The following is a 15,243-nucleotide window of genomic DNA, read 5'->3' as shown; positions in this document are numbered from 1 at the left end:
GCGGGCCTATAAAAACAGGCCTTGCATGAACCACTGCGGTTCGCGCCCACGGTTGTCGCCCAGCACCCCGTCGCGGTAAATCCAGAACCGCAGGCCGTGCTGTTCTTCGACCTTGTAATAATCGCGCAGACGGGTGCCGGGGCGGTCGGCCCACCATTCGGGCGCGATCCGTTCCGGCCCGTCAAAGCGGCCGACCTTGTGCACCTTTTTGCGCCAGACGAATTGGGCGGGCGGGCCTTCGGGGACGGCGTATAGGACGCGGATTTCTTCGGGGTGTTCTAACAGGCGCTGGGGGCGGCGCGGGTTGCGCAGCGGGCGGCGGGGCGTGCCGGCCATCGCAGGGCGCCACAGTTCGCCCCGTTCGGGGATATGCCGATCACGGCGGTCGGGGCGCTGAATGGCGTGTACGCCGAACCGCGCGACCAGACGGTCAACGGTATGCGACAGTTCTGCGCCGCGATGCGTTTTGCCGTCCAGACGGTCCTGATTGTGGTCCATCCGTTCGACAAAAGGCGCGGCCAGAGTGATCAGGTCAAACCCGTACCCAGGATCAATGCGATCCAGTTTGCCGTCAAACAGCCGCGTCAGGTGATCCGCATCGCGGCTGGGTTGGCTGGTGGCGGCGTGGGTCCACGATACCTCTCCGTCTGTGCGGAACACGGTTAGGGTCAGGCGGCGCGCGCCGAACCCCGCCTGTTCCAGATCATCACACAGGGCGCGGGTCAGGGCGGGGATATGTTCGGTCGGGTCTTGGACGGGTTCGGGCAGGCGGGCGTGCTGGATGAACCGCGGCGGGTCTTCGGGGGCGGTCAGGGGTTCGGCCAGTTTGCCCAGCATCTGATCCAGCCGCATCAGAGGGTTCGACGGCAGCGGCGCACGGGCAAAACGGCGGGCCAGCGGGACACGCGGCACGGCCCGCAGACCGCCAATGGTTTTCAGCCCCAAACGGTTCAACAGTAGAACCGTATCGCCATCAATCCGCAGCGCCCGCACGGGCAAAGGCGCGATCAGTGCATCCAGATCACCCACGATGGGCCGCATGCCCCCGAACCGCGCCAGCGCCCATGCAGCCCCAATGGTCGGGGCCATCGCGGTGGATGCGGTGATGCCTAGGCCCGCCAGACGGTCCTCTATTTCTAGCAACATGCCATCGGGGCCGCCGAACAGATGGGCGCAGCCCGTGGCGTCCAGCGTGATCCCGTCCGCGCCATCCACGGCTGTCCAAGGCGCCCAGCGGCGCGACCACATCATCAGCCGTTCCAATGCGGCGCGGTCATGGTCGGGGTCGGCGTAATGCAGGTCCAGTTCGGGACACAGCGCGCGCATATCCACCACGCGGGCGCCAACGGTGATCCCTGCGTTTTCAGCGGCAGGGTTGGTCGCATGCACCATCGGTCCGCGCAGCGTGTCTACGGCCAACACGCGCGGGCGGTCCGCATCATAGGCATCGCCATGGCGGGTGGTCAGGATTTGCCAACGCTCCATCGCAAAGCGCGGCAGGTGAATGGCAACAAAGGCGCGGGTCATCTGCGCACCTGTTCTGCGGGGGGAACCGCGTCTGCCTCCATTCCGTGGCTGAATTGCAGGGTGCCATTGTCATAGGTCGCCACCCAACGGCCCGGTTTGCCCCAGCGGGTGCGAAACAGGTCTGCCTCCCATACGGGCGTGCCGGGCGCGCGGTTGTCCCATGGGTTTTGCAGCGATTGCAGCGATGACACCCGCCACCGATTACGCGCCGCGCTAAGCGTGGGTTCGGCGGCGCGGCGGATCAGCCATGCAGGCACGCGGTAGGATTCCGCCCGCAGCGCCAGACGTTTGGTCGCGGTGAAATCCAACGCCTGCGGGTTGCCCCATAGTTCGCCCAGAACAGCGCCGAAATCGCGGCAACGCAGGCCTTCCTCCATCGCCCATAGAACATCGACAGGGCGGGTCACATCGACATAGATCAGGTCCAGATCACGGGGCAGGCCGGGGGTATAGGGGCGACCTGTTTCTTTGCGCGTGATGCGGTCCTGAATCCACAGAACGGGTTTGTCCGTGTCCAGATGCGCCACCACAAAACCCACCGCTGCGGCATCGGCGGCGCGGGGGCTAAAGACTTCGGATAATGTGGCGTCTTTGGGGGTGGGGCGGGTCATGGTAACACTCAATGTTCTACATTTGTTCTACATCGAGTCGCCCCATTGCGTCAACGTTTTGATAAGGTTTGGGCATATGCCCCAATTGCGGGCTATTGCCCGTTTGGTGGTGGCGTGCTAGCCCGATATTCAGGAACGGGAGGAACGATAATGTACATCGGTTTGGATTTGGGCACGTCGGGGCTCAAGGGGATTGTGATCGACGACACGCAGGCCATTCTGGCCGAGGCTTTGGCGCCGCTAACCGTACAGCGCCCCCATGACGGATGGTCCGAACAAAACCCCGCCGACTGGATCGCCGCCGTGAATGACGTGATGGCAGGGTTGGCGGCCAAGGTGGATCTGGGCAAAACCCGCGCGATTGGCCTGTCGGGGCATATGCATGGTGCGACACTGGTCGACAAAGCGGGCGAGGTTCTGCGCCCTTGTATCCTGTGGAACGACACCCGCAGCGCGGCCGAGGCCGCCGCATTGGACGCCGACCCACAATTTCGCGCAAAGACAGGCAATATCGTATTCCCCGGATTTACCGCGCCGAAACTGGCATGGGTGAAAAATAACGAACCAGAGACTTTTAAAAAGGTTGATAAGGTTCTGTTGCCAAAGGACTATCTGCGTCTGTACCTAACGGGCGATGCGGTCGCGGAAATGTCAGATGCGGCGGGCACGTCGTGGTTGGACGTGGGCAAACGCGATTGGTGTGATGGGTTGTTATCAGCGACCGATCTGACCCGCGAACAGATGCCGCGACTGGTCGAAGGGTCGGAAAACTCTGGCACCGTGCGTGGGGCTTTGGCATCAAAATGGGGCCTGCCATCGGATGTGATTGTTGCGGGCGGCGGCGGGGATAACGCAGCCAGCGCCGTGGGCGTTGGGGTTGTGAAACCGGGGGATGCCTTTGTGTCGCTGGGCACATCGGGCGTGTTGTTTGCAGCATCCGAGGCGTATCAGCCGGATGCGGCATCGGCTGTGCACACGTTCTGTCATGCGCTGCCCGATACGTGGCACCAGATGGGCGTCATTCTGGCCGCTGCGGATGCGATGAATTGGTTTGGCCGTGTTATGGGCGCGAAACCTGCGGATTTGACCAGCGTTTTGGGGGATTTGCGTGCGCCGACGCGGACGATGTTCCTGCCGTACCTGGGGGGCGAACGTACGCCGCATAATGACACGAAAATCCGTGGGTCGTTCCTGCATCTGGATCACGGGACGGATCAACAGGCCATGACCCGCGCGGTGCTAGAGGGCGTGACCCATGCGATCCGCGATTGTTATGACGCGTTGACATCGACAGGGACAAAGATTGATCGCCTGATCGCCGTTGGGGGTGGATCAAAGTCGGATTACTGGGTGCAGGCAATTGCGACGTCGCTGGGTATTCCTGTGTCACTGCCAGAGGCCGGCGATTACGGTGGTGCGTTTGGTGCGGCCCGTTTGGGGTTGATGGCCGCGACAGGCGCAGGGGCAGAGGCCGCGCCGCTGCCGGTGATCGAACGGACGGTTGATCCTGTCGTTGCGTTGCAAGATGATTTTGCCGCTGCACATGCGCGCTATGGTGCGGCGTATCGGGCGCTAAAGGGGTTGGAATAAACCGCTGAGGGGTTGAAGCGTCTGGCGGAACGCGTCAGGCTGGCCCTATGACCAATGATATTAGGGCCTTGGCCCAACAGATTTTTATGGCGGGTGTCGCGGCTGCGGACCCTTATGCAGGTGTGTTGCGCGGGATTGACGGGTTTGACCCCGCGCTGATCCTTTCGGTGGGCAAAGCAGCCCGCCGCATGGCAGAGGCGGCGCTGAGTGTGGCGCCGCGTGCCGACTGCATCGTTGTGACCAATTACGAAAATGCCGCGCCCTTGCAGGGCGCGAAGGTTATGAGCGCCGGTCATCCGGTGCCGGATGACAACGGCGCGGCTGGTGCGGCTGCATTTATCGATGCGATCAGATCGACGGACGGGCCTGTTTTGGTGTTGGTATCAGGCGGCGGATCGGCGTTATTGCCTGCCCCGGTCGAGGGCGTGAGTTTACAAGACAAAGCCGACGTAAGCCGACTGTTATTAGGGTCCGGCGCTGATATTCACGCGATGAATTTGGTGCGACAGCAGTTGTCGCAATTAAAAGGCGGCGGGCTGGCACGATTGTGTGCGGGGCGGCCTTTGCGTGCGTTGATCCTATCGGATGTTGTTGGCGATGATTTGTCTACGATCGCAAGCGGGCCGACTGTTGCGGCATTGGGGACGCGGCGTGATGCACGGGCAATTTTGGAACGCTATGGGTTGTGGGACAAGGTTGCAGACAGTGTCCGTGCGCATTTAGCGAAACCTGAAACACAGGTTGGGCCTGTCGCGGCTGAAAACATTCTGATCGGATCTAATGCGCAATCTGTCACGGCATTAAAGCAGGCCGCAGGTGCGCAATGCCATGTCATCAGCGCACCAGTTGAGGGCGATGTTGCCGATGCGGCGCGCCAGATTTGTGATGCGTCGCAGTCCGGGGTCACCGTTTGGGGCGGCGAGACGACTGTCACGATCAAAGGGACAGGAAAGGGTGGCCGAAATCAGGAACTGTCGTTGCTAATCGCGCAAGAAGCCGCGCGGCGTGGATGGACAGACTGGTGTTGTTTGCAGGGGGGATCAGACGGACGCGATGGGCCGACCGATGCAGCCGGCGGGATTGTTGATCAGGGCACGTTGTCCCGCATTGCAGCGGCAGGGGGGGATATTGATGCTTTGCTGGCCAATAACGACAGCTACGAGGCATTAGGACGCGCTGGGGATTTGTTGATCACCGGCGGAACGGGCACGAACGTGGCCGATCTGGGCGTCATGATCCGCCGCTAAGGTCCAGCCGTGCCTTGATCGGTAAGTGATCCGAGGCGTGGGCGCCTGTCACGGTTGGAATGGGCATCGGCGTGACCAAACATTTATCGCAATGGACCAGACGGTCCAAATGGCCGAGCGGCAGTCGTGACGGGAACGTTTTGCCTGCGGTCAAAACGTTGTAACCTGTCAATGGTTCAAACCCTTTGCGCGTGGACCATTCGTTGAAATCGCCCATCATCACGGTCGGTCGATTGTCCAGCTCATTCAAAACCGACCGGATATGCGCCATCTGGGCGCGCCTATCGCGCCGTAGCAGGCCCAGATGAACGGCAACCAATCGAAATCCGACGTGAAAATCCACGACGACCGCGCCCCGAGGTTCAAGCCCCGGCAGGGGAATGCGGTGAATATCGCTGTGTGCAAGGTTTGGCCGCGCAAGAATCGCAACGCCGTGCCAGCCAAGGCTGTGGTCATTATCCGCCACGGGAACAGGGGCCAATTGCGTATAGGTGCCAATGGTTTCGCGGGGCAGGGCCGTGGGGCGGTTGCCTAACCGGAAATCGGCCTCTTGTAATGTCACGATATCGGCGTCCAGCGCATGAATGGTTTTCAGGCTGCGGATAGGATCGCGCCGCAAATCAATGCCCAAACCAGCACGTATATTATAGCTGGCGAGCGTTAGGTTTGTGGGCAAAGCGTGATCCATACGGAATATGTAGGGGGCAAATTCGCGATTGTTAGGCGTATCGACGGGGCGTCCGAACTAAATTTCGTCTATCACGTTTTTTGTTGGGCGGCCCGAGGCCTGATCGCCACCTGCCGATCAATCATGGCGGGTATGGAATTCCATACCATTTGATTGAAAGGTAAAAATAAACCTTTGGAAAACGCCTTTAATCAAAAAGTTTACAATTGATTAACGTTCTATCATCGTGTTTCTAATACTCTTGTGGGTTGTGTTCGGTGAGCTGATAAAAGCAGGCATCGCACCCCGATTGTTATGCTGAAAGACGCCTTTGGGGGGCAAAATAGTGAAATTTACCGCTTTTAAATTGGTTGCTGCGGCACCAGTCCTGTTTTCGTTGACCGCATGTGTTGGCGCCGAAATTGAAGAACTTTTGGCAGCTGCCAATACCTATAATACGCTAAACAATACGACCACGACAAATACGACCACGACAAATACGACCTCTACAAATCAGACATCGTCGACCAGCACGATGGGCGGTGTTGCCGTACGTGTGGATAGCGTCTCCGATGATTTCGACGTTGTCGCGCTGACAGGTTCGCTGAACCACAACACGGGTAAAGTGGTCATCAGCGACGGCCAATATAGCGTGGTTGATGAGGACGGTTTCGACAGCGAAGGCTATGCAACCGATGGTAACGGCGAAGTTATGTTGCTGGTCTACACCTATGGCACGCAGGACTATGATTACGCAACCGTATTCGCCGAAACGTATACGGTTGACGGCGTAGACTATTACCTGACCGGCGTTGGTGGCATCGTCACGCAAGAGGGCGATATGCCCAGCAGCGGCTATGCGATGTATATCGGTGACGCGGCTGGTATCGGCGCAGATTCGTGGGGCGATTTTGATCTGTACGGCGGTACCGCAACGGCCAGTGCCTATTTCGGCCAAGGTACTGTCGATCTAGAAATTGCAGATCTGTATTTGGATGATGGCGTCACCCTGTACGAAGCAGGCGGCATTGCGTTCAACGACATGACGATCAGTGGCAACGGGTTCTCTGGCGGTACGATGGTCGAAAACTTTTCGAACATTTATGTCGGAACGGGCGGCGAAGGGATCGCAGAAGGCGTATTCTTTGGCTACGATCAGGGCGAAGGCGCACCAGACGAAGTTGGCGGCGTTATCCTTTTTGAATCGTCGGACGCGGCTATCTACCTAGATTTCATTGCCGACTAATTGAACCGTTAGGTTCGTATCAGGCACTATCATTTCTATCGATCCGTCGTTATATCGCGGGCAATTCTGCATCAGCGACGGATCGATAGGTTTACAATGTCCGACATTCATTCTGACTTGTCCCATAGCGCGCGGCTAAGCGTTGCGCCCATGATGGATTGGACAGACCGGCATTGCCGCGTGTTCCACCGTATGCTGTCCCAACACACGCTGCTGTATACCGAAATGGTGACGGCCCCTGCGGTTATTCACGGGGATCGTGATCGGCTGTTGGGCTTTGACGCGGTTGAACATCCTGTCGCCGTTCAGTTGGGCGGATCTGATCCCAAACAATTGGCCGAAGCGACCGCAATTTCCGCAGGTTACGGTTATGACGAGGTGAACCTGAACTGCGGTTGCCCGTCAGATCGTGTGCAGTCGGGTGCGTTTGGCGCGATTTTGATGAAATCGCCTGATCTGGTTGCCGAATGCGTTGCTGAAATGATTGCTGCATCTCCGGTCGAGGTGACGGTGAAATGCCGTATTGGGGTCGATGATCAAGAACCGCAGGACGTGCTGCCCGAATTCATCGAAAAAGTCAGCGCAGCGGGCGTCAAACGGTTCACCATTCACGCGCGCAAGGCGTGGCTGCAGGGTCTTAGCCCGAAAGAAAACCGCGATATTCCGCCGCTGGATTACGATCTGGTCCATCAGATCAAACGCGATAATCCTGATTTGCATATTTCGATCAACGGCGGGATCGCGACACTGGACGTGGCCGAACAGCAGCTGTCGATGGGTCTGGACGGCGTCATGATCGGGCGCGCGGCCTATCACAATCCGGCTGATATTCTGTGTCAGGCAGACCGCCGCATCTACGGGCAGGGCGAAGATACGGACCCTGTTCAGATCGTGCGCGATATGTTGCCTTACATCGAAAACCATCTGTCGAATGGCGGACGGTTGCATCAGGTGACCCGTCACATGCTGGGTGCCTTTATGGGGCGTGCGGGTGCGCGCGGATGGCGGCGTTATCTGTCGGAAAACGCAACGCGGGACGGGGCAGGGATCGAAACCGTCGAAACGGCGTTGGGGTATCTGCTATGATAGACGGTGGTTTTGTTCAGTTTGATAAAACGGCTGACATGACAGCATGGGCCAAGGCCGCGAATACGGCAGCCGATGCAATTTTGGCGGACCCCGCGCAACAGGCCAAATGGCTGCGCCACGGGAAAACGTGGTTCGTGGGCGTTGATGCGCTGCCGACTGACGCACATGGCGCGATTAACGGCGTCCCGTTGCGCACCCCGTGGGAAGGCATGGTTCCGGGGCTGGACCTGCATCCTGCGCAGCTTTCGGTGATCTACAAAGGCTATCCGCGCAAAGACGCCGATGAGACCGACAAGGCGCATAAATATCGTCTGGCTCGGGATGCGGCGCATCTGGATGGGCTCATGGCTGAAGGCCCGCAAAAACGCCGTCATTTGCGTGAACCGCATGCCTATATTGCGGCCGTTGCGGTGAATGACTGCAGCCACGCCCCGTTGGTCGTTTGGCCCGGCAGCGAAGAGATCATGCGCGAATCCTTTACCGTGGCGTTTGCAGGGATGCCGCCCGCCATGTGGGCGGACATTGACGTGACCGGAATCTACGCCGATGCCCGCGCCGAAGTGTTCGAATGCTGCGAACGGGTGGAATTGCCAATGACCGCAGGGCAATCCGTTTTGCTGGACCGCATGGTCATTCACGGCACAGCGCCTGACGCGAAAAACAAAGTGCCCCCTGCGGGACGGCGCATGGCGTTTTTCCGTCCTCAGTTCGACAATTTCCGCGACTGGCTGCGCGATTAATGTGCGAGGCTGCCGCCCGCAATTTTGCGGGTGATAAACGACGCAATCGGCCACGCTAGATTGGTGGCAATGAACGCGATGGGCCATGCGATCAGGAAATTTGGAATCCATATTCCGATAAATCCAGGGACTGGCCCCATGGCGATCAACAGCATGATGCCCGACATGGAAAACGCCATGAGGCAGGTCATAACGATCTGATTGATAATAATAATTTTCTTCGACATCTCGCACTCTGATAGCTGGGGGATGTCGCGTTTGCATGCCGACACCGCCCCGTTATGGGTTTCGGTGTCGCGGCATCATGGGGTAGCCCATGTGTAAATTCCCGATTGCGGGGACTGGAATAACCGAACCAGCCAAAAATTTTTTCGACCCCTTTTGGATATCGAAATTACCAAAGCGTCGCAAGACAACAAAAAGCCCCACGACCAATAAGGTCGCGGGGCGAATGCCTTTCTGGGAGGAAGGGCATGACTTATTCGGCAGGTTCCATTTCAGCCGGAGCTGCGACTTCGCCTTTGGCAACGCGCAGGGCGTGAATAGCCTCTTCGACGATTGGAGTGCCGTAGATGAAGAAATCCGGTGGCAATTCACCGCCAAACCAAATGGCGCCATCTTTCATGAAGTTGTTTTCGTCCCATGTCAGGCACTGCCATTCAGGGTCAAAGATCAGATAGCCCTGATCGCCGAACAGTTCGATGCGGTTGCCGCCGGGTTCGTAGACATACATGAAATAGGCCTGCGAAATGCCGTGGCGGGCTGGGCCTGCTTCGATTTGAATGTCTTCTTCGGCCAATAGGTCAGCGATATCCAACATCTGACCTGGGTTGCCGTACCAGAACGCAACGTGGTGCAGACGACCGCCCGAGCTGTGTTGGTCGATGGTAAATGCGACTTCGTGTACCAATGGGTTGGTCGACAGCCAGCACGCCAGTTCCGTGTCGCCCATAACCGCGCGTTCGTTTTTGCGGAAACCCAGCGCGTTCTGGAACATTTCACCGTCCGCGGTTGGGTTGGTCGACATCAGGTTGATGTGGTCCAGACGGCGCACAGGGACACCGCGGTTTGGACGGCGGCTCATGCGGCTCAGCAGGCGGGATTTTTCGTGATCGGCTGGTTTGTAGTATTCAACATCCCAGAACAAACGCTGGCGGTGGCCGCTGGTGGTTTTGAATTCATAAGCGCGGCCATAACCTTTGTGGCCTTCGACCCATTCGCCTGCGATGCCTTGCGCCTGCAATTCGGCGACGCGGCGTTCCAGCGCTTGGGGGCTGGTGGTGCGCCAGCATACAGCGCCGATGCCAGCCTCGTTCGATGCGGTCAGTTTCAGCGAATGGTGGTAGCGATCTTCGTAAGCGCGCAGGTAGGCAACGCCGTCTTCTTGTTCGGTGATGCTCATGCCCAAAAGTTCGGTGAAAAACCGCAGGGATTCATCGAATTTGGGTGTGTATAGTTCAGTAATCGCCAGATGCGCGATTTCGTGTAGTGGCTCTTTGAAACTCATGGTTTCTCCCCCTCTAGGTTGACCTCTCCTCAAGGTCAAAGATGCGTAAATTATTCGGCTGCGTCGGCGACGCCGAAAACGTTTAGTTTTGGTTCTCCGCCGACGGCAAAATGGCCTTCGTCGATTTCCCGCAGGATGATCCGTACCTGTTCCGATTTAACGCCCAGCGATTCTACGGCAGCGGCGGTGATGCCTTGGAACAGCTTACGCTTTGCATCCATGTTGCGGCCTTGGGCGATATGTACCTCGATGATTGGCACGGGTGTCCTCCTGATGTGTGCAACGGTCAAAACGCGGTTGGCGTCGATCGTTGAAACCTAGCATCGCGGTATCGAGCATTACGTTCCAATACTATTTCAATCCTGACTTGATACGGTTTTCGTATTGAACGGCGTGGTCGCGCAGACCTCGCGCGCGACGGAAAGGAAATTTTCTATGACCGGGGCGGGTTCGTTTGCTCTGTAGACACAGGATAGATCCAGCGTCAGATCGCCGTCGAAATCACAGATCGGCAGAAACACTGTGCCGGGCAAATGCACGTTGAGGATGGATTCGGGGACAATGCAAATGCCGAATCCCGACGCGACCAAAGCCAATCCGCTGACCGCATCGCCGACCTCTTGGGCGATGTTGGGGACAAAACCTGCGCTGGCACACATGGCGCGCACTTTGTCGATAAAGCCGGGCAATTTCGACGTGGGGAACAGGACCAATGGGTGTTTGCCCAATTCGGAAAACGGAACGGCGTCCATCTGGGCCAGTTCGCTGCCCTCTGCGACCGCGATATACAGCGGTTCGCGCGCCAGCTCTTCGACTGTTAGGCCGTTTTGCGGAGTCATCAGGCGGTTGAATGCCACATCCACCGATCTGTTCAGCAATCCATCCAGCTGACGCTGTTTCGACATGGTGTGCAGCGCGACCTTTACCGCGGGGTATTTGCGGCGGAACGCCAGCACGATTTCGGGAATACGTCCAAAGACGGCAGAGCCGAATATCGCCACATCGATGCGCCCCAATTCGCCGTTGCGGGCGTGTTTCACCTTTTCTGCGGCTTGTTCCAGCAGGGCCAGCATGGCTTTGGCCTCTTCTAGGAACAACGCGCCTTCGGGGGTAAGCGTGACCCCTTTGGCGTGACGCACGAACAAGGGACTGCCCAGCGTTTGTTCCAACTGCTGAACCTGCCGCGTGACCGGGGGTTGCGAGATGTGGAGTTTATCCGCAGCGCGACCAAAGTTCAGTTCTTCGGCGACTGCTACGAAATACCTCAGTTGTCTAATATCGATATGCATTTCTAACTCTGGTTGCGTCCGAATTTATGTTCGATACGTTTTTTGAATGGAGTCGGGTCCGATAAAGTATTGGAAGGTATGGTATGCACCGCGATATCACTAATCAACACATTGAGGCCAAACGCGCCGTTCTGTCGCGTTTTGGTAAGGGGGAAATATGATCGATCAGGCACGCATTGACGCGCTAGGCGATATGCTGTTCGACGCACAGCGCACACGTCAGCCCATTGATAAAATTGCAGCTTTGGAACCAACCAGCACGATCGAAGATGCCTATCGCATCCAGTCGCGCATGATGGACCGCCGTATTGCTGACGGCGAAAAGGTGATCGGCAAAAAGATCGGCCTGACCAGCAAAGCCATTCAGGATGCATTGGGTGTGTATCAGCCCGATTTCGGCATTCTGACCGATGCGATGCTGTTTCAGGACGGCGATACCATTGATCTGGGCACGCTGATGCAGCCTCGCGCCGAAGGCGAATTGGCCTTTGTTCTGAAACATGACCTAACAGGCCCGGGCGTGACGGCATTGGATGTGCTGCAAGCCACCGAATACGTCACCCCCTGTTTCGAAGTCGTCGATACCCGTTTTCAGGATTGGAAAATTGCCATTCAGGACACGGTTTCCGACAACGCATCATGCGGTGTGTTCGTTCTGGGCCGCGAAAAGATCGATCCGCGCGATGTTGATTTGCGTCTGTCAGGAATGGTCGTTTGTAAAAACGGCGATGTGGCAACATCCGGCTGCGGCGCGGCTGTGCAGGGATCGCCCCTGAATGCTGTTGCTTGGCTGGCTAACACGCTGGGCCCATTGGGTATGCCGCTGAAAGCAGGCGAAGTGATCCTGTCGGGATCGCAGGCTGCGTTGGTGGGAATGCAGGACGGCGACACGCTGTCTGTTGAAATCGCAGGCATGGGAAAATGCAGCGTTCACTTTACTGGAAAGGCGCTGGCATGACGTTATCGCAGACAGACATCGCCCGTTTGGCCGAACGCGTGGAAACCGCTCAAACCTATGGTCACGCGATCCGTAAATTGACCGAAGATTTCCCCGACATGACCGTGGATGATGCTTATGCCGTGCAAAACGCGCTGCGTCATAGTTTCATCGCTCGTGGTCATCGCCTGACAGGGTGGAAAGCCGGCCTGACGTCGAAACCCAAAATGATCCAGATGGGCGTTGATAACCCATCGATCGGGTTTTTGACCGACAAAATGGCCGTTGCCGAAAACGGACAAATTTCGGTGTCCGAAATGGTCCACCCGCGCGTCGAATGCGAAATCGCCTTTGTGTTGAAAGAAACGCTATCGGGCGCGGATTGCACTGCGGCGGATGTGATGGCTGCCACCGATTTTCTGATCCCATCGATTGAAATCATCGACAGCCGTTTCACAGGGTTCAAATTCGATATGCAAAGCGTGATCGCCGATAATTCATCGTCCGCGCGCTATGTCGTCGGCAGCTATCCGCGCCGCCCTGATGGGATCGACCTGCGGACGATTGGTGCGGTCATGGAAATCAACGGCGACATCGTTGCGCTGGGGGCAGGGGCCGAGGTTCTGAACGACCCCGCCGAAGCCATCGCGCTGATGGTCCGCATTTTACACGGAATGGGCGAAACACTGACCGCAGGCAGCATTGCCCTAAGCGGTGCGATCACGGCGGCCTATGCGGTCAAACCGGGTGATCACGTGCGCGCATCATTCCACGAATTGGGCAGCGTTTCGGTGCGTTTCACCGACTAACGCTGAGATAGAGGAGAGCCCCATGTCCAAAATTAAATGTGCCCTGATCGGGTCGGGCAATATCGGCACCGACCTGATCTATAAACTGCAACGCAGCGACGTGCTGGAACCCGTCTGGATGGTCGGAATCGATCCGGAATCCGATGGGTTGAAACGCGCAGCGGACATGGGGCTGAAAACCACATCCAAAGGCATCGACGCCATCCTGCCGCACATCAAAGAGGACGGGATCCAGATCGCGTTCGATGCGACCTCGGCCTATGTTCATGCTGAAAATAGCCGTAAAATGAACGAACTGGGCGTGATGATGATCGACCTGACGCCCGCCGCTATTGGCCCGCTGTGTGTGCCGCCCGTCAATCTGACGGAATATCTGAATGCCGGAAACATGAACCTGAACATGATTTCCTGCGCGGGTCAGGCCACCATTCCAATCGTCAACGCTGTGTCCACGATCCAAGAGGTCGAATACGCCGAAATCGTTGCCAGTTTGTCGTCGAAATCGGTGGGGCCAGGCACGCGGGCGAATTTGGATGAATTCACCTACACGACCTCTTCTGCGATTGAAAAAGTTGGCGGCGCGATAAAAGGCAAGGCGTTGGCGATCATCAACCCCGCCGAACCGCCCGTCATCATGCGCAACACCATTTATTGCCGTACCACGGGCGAACCTGATCGCGATGCGATTATCGCATCCGTCCGCGACATGATCGGCAAGGTGCAGAAATACGTGCCGGGCTACCGTTTGGTGAACGGCCCCACGTTCGACGGCAATACCGTCGCCGTCTTTATGGAGGTCGCAGGTCTGGGGGATTTCCTGCCTAAATACGCGGGCAATCTGGACATCATGACCGCCGCCGCAACCCACACTGCCGAAATGATCGCCAAAGAAATGATCGCGGGCCGTGTACAACTAACACCAGTAGGAGAAATGGCATGAAAAGCACGCTAGAGGGCCGTTCGGTCACCCTACATGACATGACCCTGCGCGACGGGATGCATGCGAAACGTGAACAGATCAGCGTCGATGAAATGGTGCGCGTTGCAACCGCATTGGACGCGGCGGGGATGCCGTATCTACAGGTCACGCATGGCGCGGGGCTGGGGGGCAATTCGCTGCAGCACGGGTTCGCGTTGGCATCGAATGCCGAATATATCGAAGCCGTCGCCGACAAAATGACCCAAGCTGTCGTATCGGTTCTGTTGATCCCTGGTTTGGGCACCATGAAAGAACTGAAAGAGGCCTATGATTGCGGGGCGCGCTCCGTTCACGTCGCCACCCACTGCACCGAGGCCGACACTGCGCCTCAGCACATCGCCTATGCCCGCGAATTGGGTATGGATACCACGGGCTTTTTGATGATGGCGCACCTGAATGACGCCGCTGGTTTGGCCCATCAGGGCAAACTGATGGAAAGCTATGGCGCGCAAACCATCTATGTCACAGACTCGGCTGGCTATATGCTGGGTCAGGACGTCACCGATGCGATCAGCCGCCTGCGCGATACGCTGAAACCGGAAACCCAGATCGGGTTCCACGGGCACCACAATCTGGGTCTGGGTGTGTCGAATTCCATCGCCGCAATTGCGGCAGGTGCGAACCGTATCGATGCGTCTTTGGCGGGCCTAGGGGCGGGCGCAGGCAATTGCCCGACCGAAGTTTTGGCCGCCGTTCTGGACCGTATGGGCGTCAAAACGGGTGTTGATCTGTTCGCGCTGATGGATGCCGCCGAAGACATCGTTGTGCCGATGATGGATCAAATCGTCCGTGCCGATCGCGAAGCCCTGACATTGGGCTATGCTGGTGTTTATTCGACGTTCCTATTGCACGCGAAACGCGCGTCCGAACGGTTTGGCGTGCCTGCGCGCGATATTCTGGTCGAACTGGGCGAACGCCGCATGATCGCGGGACAAGAGGACATGATCATCGACACCGCCATGACCATGGCCAAAGAACGCGGCCTTTTGGCTGAAACTGCATAAT

Annotated in this window: 16 protein-coding genes; 9 read left to right on the top strand and 7 right to left on the bottom strand. The window is 57.7% G+C overall.

The features are described 5' to 3' along the window. Positions 1-6 precede the first annotated feature (6 nt). Both ACXAGA_RS11345 and ACXAGA_RS11340 read right to left on the bottom strand, forming a co-directional pair. The gene (locus ACXAGA_RS11345; RefSeq protein ID WP_475117588.1) at positions 7-1,527 is read right to left on the bottom strand and encodes a Y-family DNA polymerase; all 1,521 of its coding nucleotides are present in this window, start codon (positions 1,525-1,527) and stop codon (positions 7-9) included. Further along, a complete protein-coding gene (locus ACXAGA_RS11340; RefSeq protein ID WP_475117587.1) occupies positions 1,524-2,138 on the bottom strand; it encodes an ImuA family protein in 615 nt (204 codons plus the stop codon). Before ACXAGA_RS11340 ends, ACXAGA_RS11345 begins: the two co-directional genes overlap by 4 nt. 150 nt (positions 2,139-2,288) lie before the next feature. Between ACXAGA_RS11340 and xylB the strand changes: the two genes are divergently transcribed. Together xylB and ACXAGA_RS11330 are read left to right on the top strand one after the other, a co-directional pair. Next, positions 2,289-3,728: a xylulokinase gene (gene xylB, locus ACXAGA_RS11335; RefSeq protein WP_475117586.1), complete on the top strand. Its 1,440-nt coding sequence runs from the start codon at positions 2,289-2,291 to the stop codon at positions 3,726-3,728. A gap of 47 nt (positions 3,729-3,775) precedes the next feature. Then, positions 3,776-4,975: a glycerate kinase type-2 family protein gene (locus ACXAGA_RS11330; RefSeq protein ID WP_475117585.1), complete on the top strand. Its 1,200-nt coding sequence runs from the start codon at positions 3,776-3,778 to the stop codon at positions 4,973-4,975. On the opposite strand, the gene ACXAGA_RS11325 is transcribed toward ACXAGA_RS11330, so the two are convergent. Beyond that, positions 4,959-5,651 (bottom strand): endonuclease/exonuclease/phosphatase family protein, encoded by a 693-nt coding sequence (locus ACXAGA_RS11325; RefSeq protein ID WP_475117584.1) that lies wholly within the window; start codon positions 5,649-5,651, stop codon positions 4,959-4,961. The two genes, ACXAGA_RS11330 and ACXAGA_RS11325, sit on opposite strands and share 17 nt — an antisense overlap. Positions 5,652-5,988: 337 nt before the next feature. Here ACXAGA_RS11325 and ACXAGA_RS11320 point away from each other — a divergent pair, with 337 nt between their 5' ends. The 3 genes from ACXAGA_RS11320 to ACXAGA_RS11310 all read left to right on the top strand — a co-directional run bounded on the left by ACXAGA_RS11320 (position 5,989) and on the right by ACXAGA_RS11310 (position 8,717). Further along, entirely contained in the window at positions 5,989-6,888 is a 900-nt protein-coding gene (locus tag ACXAGA_RS11320; RefSeq protein WP_475117583.1) for a HupA family protein, read from the top strand. Between the two features lie 96 nt (positions 6,889-6,984). Beyond that, positions 6,985-7,974: a tRNA dihydrouridine(20/20a) synthase DusA gene (dusA, locus tag ACXAGA_RS11315; RefSeq protein WP_475117582.1), complete on the top strand. Its 990-nt coding sequence runs from the start codon at positions 6,985-6,987 to the stop codon at positions 7,972-7,974. Next, positions 7,971-8,717, top strand: coding sequence for a hypothetical protein (locus ACXAGA_RS11310; protein WP_475117581.1), 747 nt, complete (start codon positions 7,971-7,973; stop codon positions 8,715-8,717). The genes dusA and ACXAGA_RS11310 overlap by 4 nt, the downstream gene beginning before the upstream one ends. Here the strand turns inward: ACXAGA_RS11310 and ACXAGA_RS11305 are convergent. The 4 genes from ACXAGA_RS11305 to ACXAGA_RS11290 form a co-directional block, all read right to left on the bottom strand. Further along, positions 8,714-8,944, bottom strand: a complete 231-nt coding sequence (locus ACXAGA_RS11305; protein WP_475117580.1) for a DUF2798 domain-containing protein — start codon at positions 8,942-8,944, stop codon at positions 8,714-8,716. The genes ACXAGA_RS11310 and ACXAGA_RS11305 overlap by 4 nt on opposite strands. A gap of 251 nt (positions 8,945-9,195) precedes the next feature. Next, positions 9,196-10,224 carry a VOC family protein gene (locus tag ACXAGA_RS11300; protein WP_475117579.1) on the bottom strand — a complete coding sequence of 343 codons (1,029 nt, stop codon included), beginning with the start codon at positions 10,222-10,224 and terminating at the stop codon, positions 9,196-9,198. A gap of 50 nt (positions 10,225-10,274) precedes the next feature. After that, entirely contained in the window at positions 10,275-10,484 is a 210-nt protein-coding gene (locus ACXAGA_RS11295; protein WP_475117578.1) for a tautomerase family protein, read from the bottom strand. A 96-nt stretch (positions 10,485-10,580) separates the two neighbouring features. Continuing rightward, entirely contained in the window at positions 10,581-11,513 is a 933-nt protein-coding gene (locus ACXAGA_RS11290) for a LysR substrate-binding domain-containing protein (protein WP_475117577.1), read from the bottom strand. 157 nt (positions 11,514-11,670) lie between these two features. On the opposite strand from ACXAGA_RS11290, the gene ACXAGA_RS11285 reads away from it, so the two are divergent. The 4 genes from ACXAGA_RS11285 to dmpG are packed head-to-tail and all read left to right on the top strand — an operon-like array spanning position 11,671 to position 15,242. Beyond that, positions 11,671-12,471 carry a fumarylacetoacetate hydrolase family protein gene (locus ACXAGA_RS11285; protein ID WP_475117576.1) on the top strand — a complete coding sequence of 267 codons (801 nt, stop codon included), beginning with the start codon at positions 11,671-11,673 and terminating at the stop codon, positions 12,469-12,471. Then, positions 12,435-13,259, top strand: coding sequence for a 2-oxo-3-hexenedioate decarboxylase (dmpH, locus tag ACXAGA_RS11280; RefSeq protein WP_475117575.1), 825 nt, complete (start codon positions 12,435-12,437; stop codon positions 13,257-13,259). The genes ACXAGA_RS11285 and dmpH overlap by 37 nt, the downstream gene beginning before the upstream one ends. Positions 13,260-13,281: 22 nt before the next feature. Then, positions 13,282-14,199: an acetaldehyde dehydrogenase (acetylating) gene (locus ACXAGA_RS11275; protein WP_475117574.1), complete on the top strand. Its 918-nt coding sequence runs from the start codon at positions 13,282-13,284 to the stop codon at positions 14,197-14,199. After that, complete coding sequence (dmpG, locus tag ACXAGA_RS11270) at positions 14,196-15,242, top strand: 4-hydroxy-2-oxovalerate aldolase (RefSeq protein WP_475117573.1); 1,047 nt, start codon at positions 14,196-14,198, stop codon at positions 15,240-15,242. The genes ACXAGA_RS11275 and dmpG overlap by 4 nt, the downstream gene beginning before the upstream one ends. Position 15,243: the final 1 nt, after the last annotated feature.

The organism is Marivivens sp. ABH4_498 (assembly GCF_056160585.1).
This window is presented reverse-complemented; position numbering and strand designations above follow the sequence as displayed.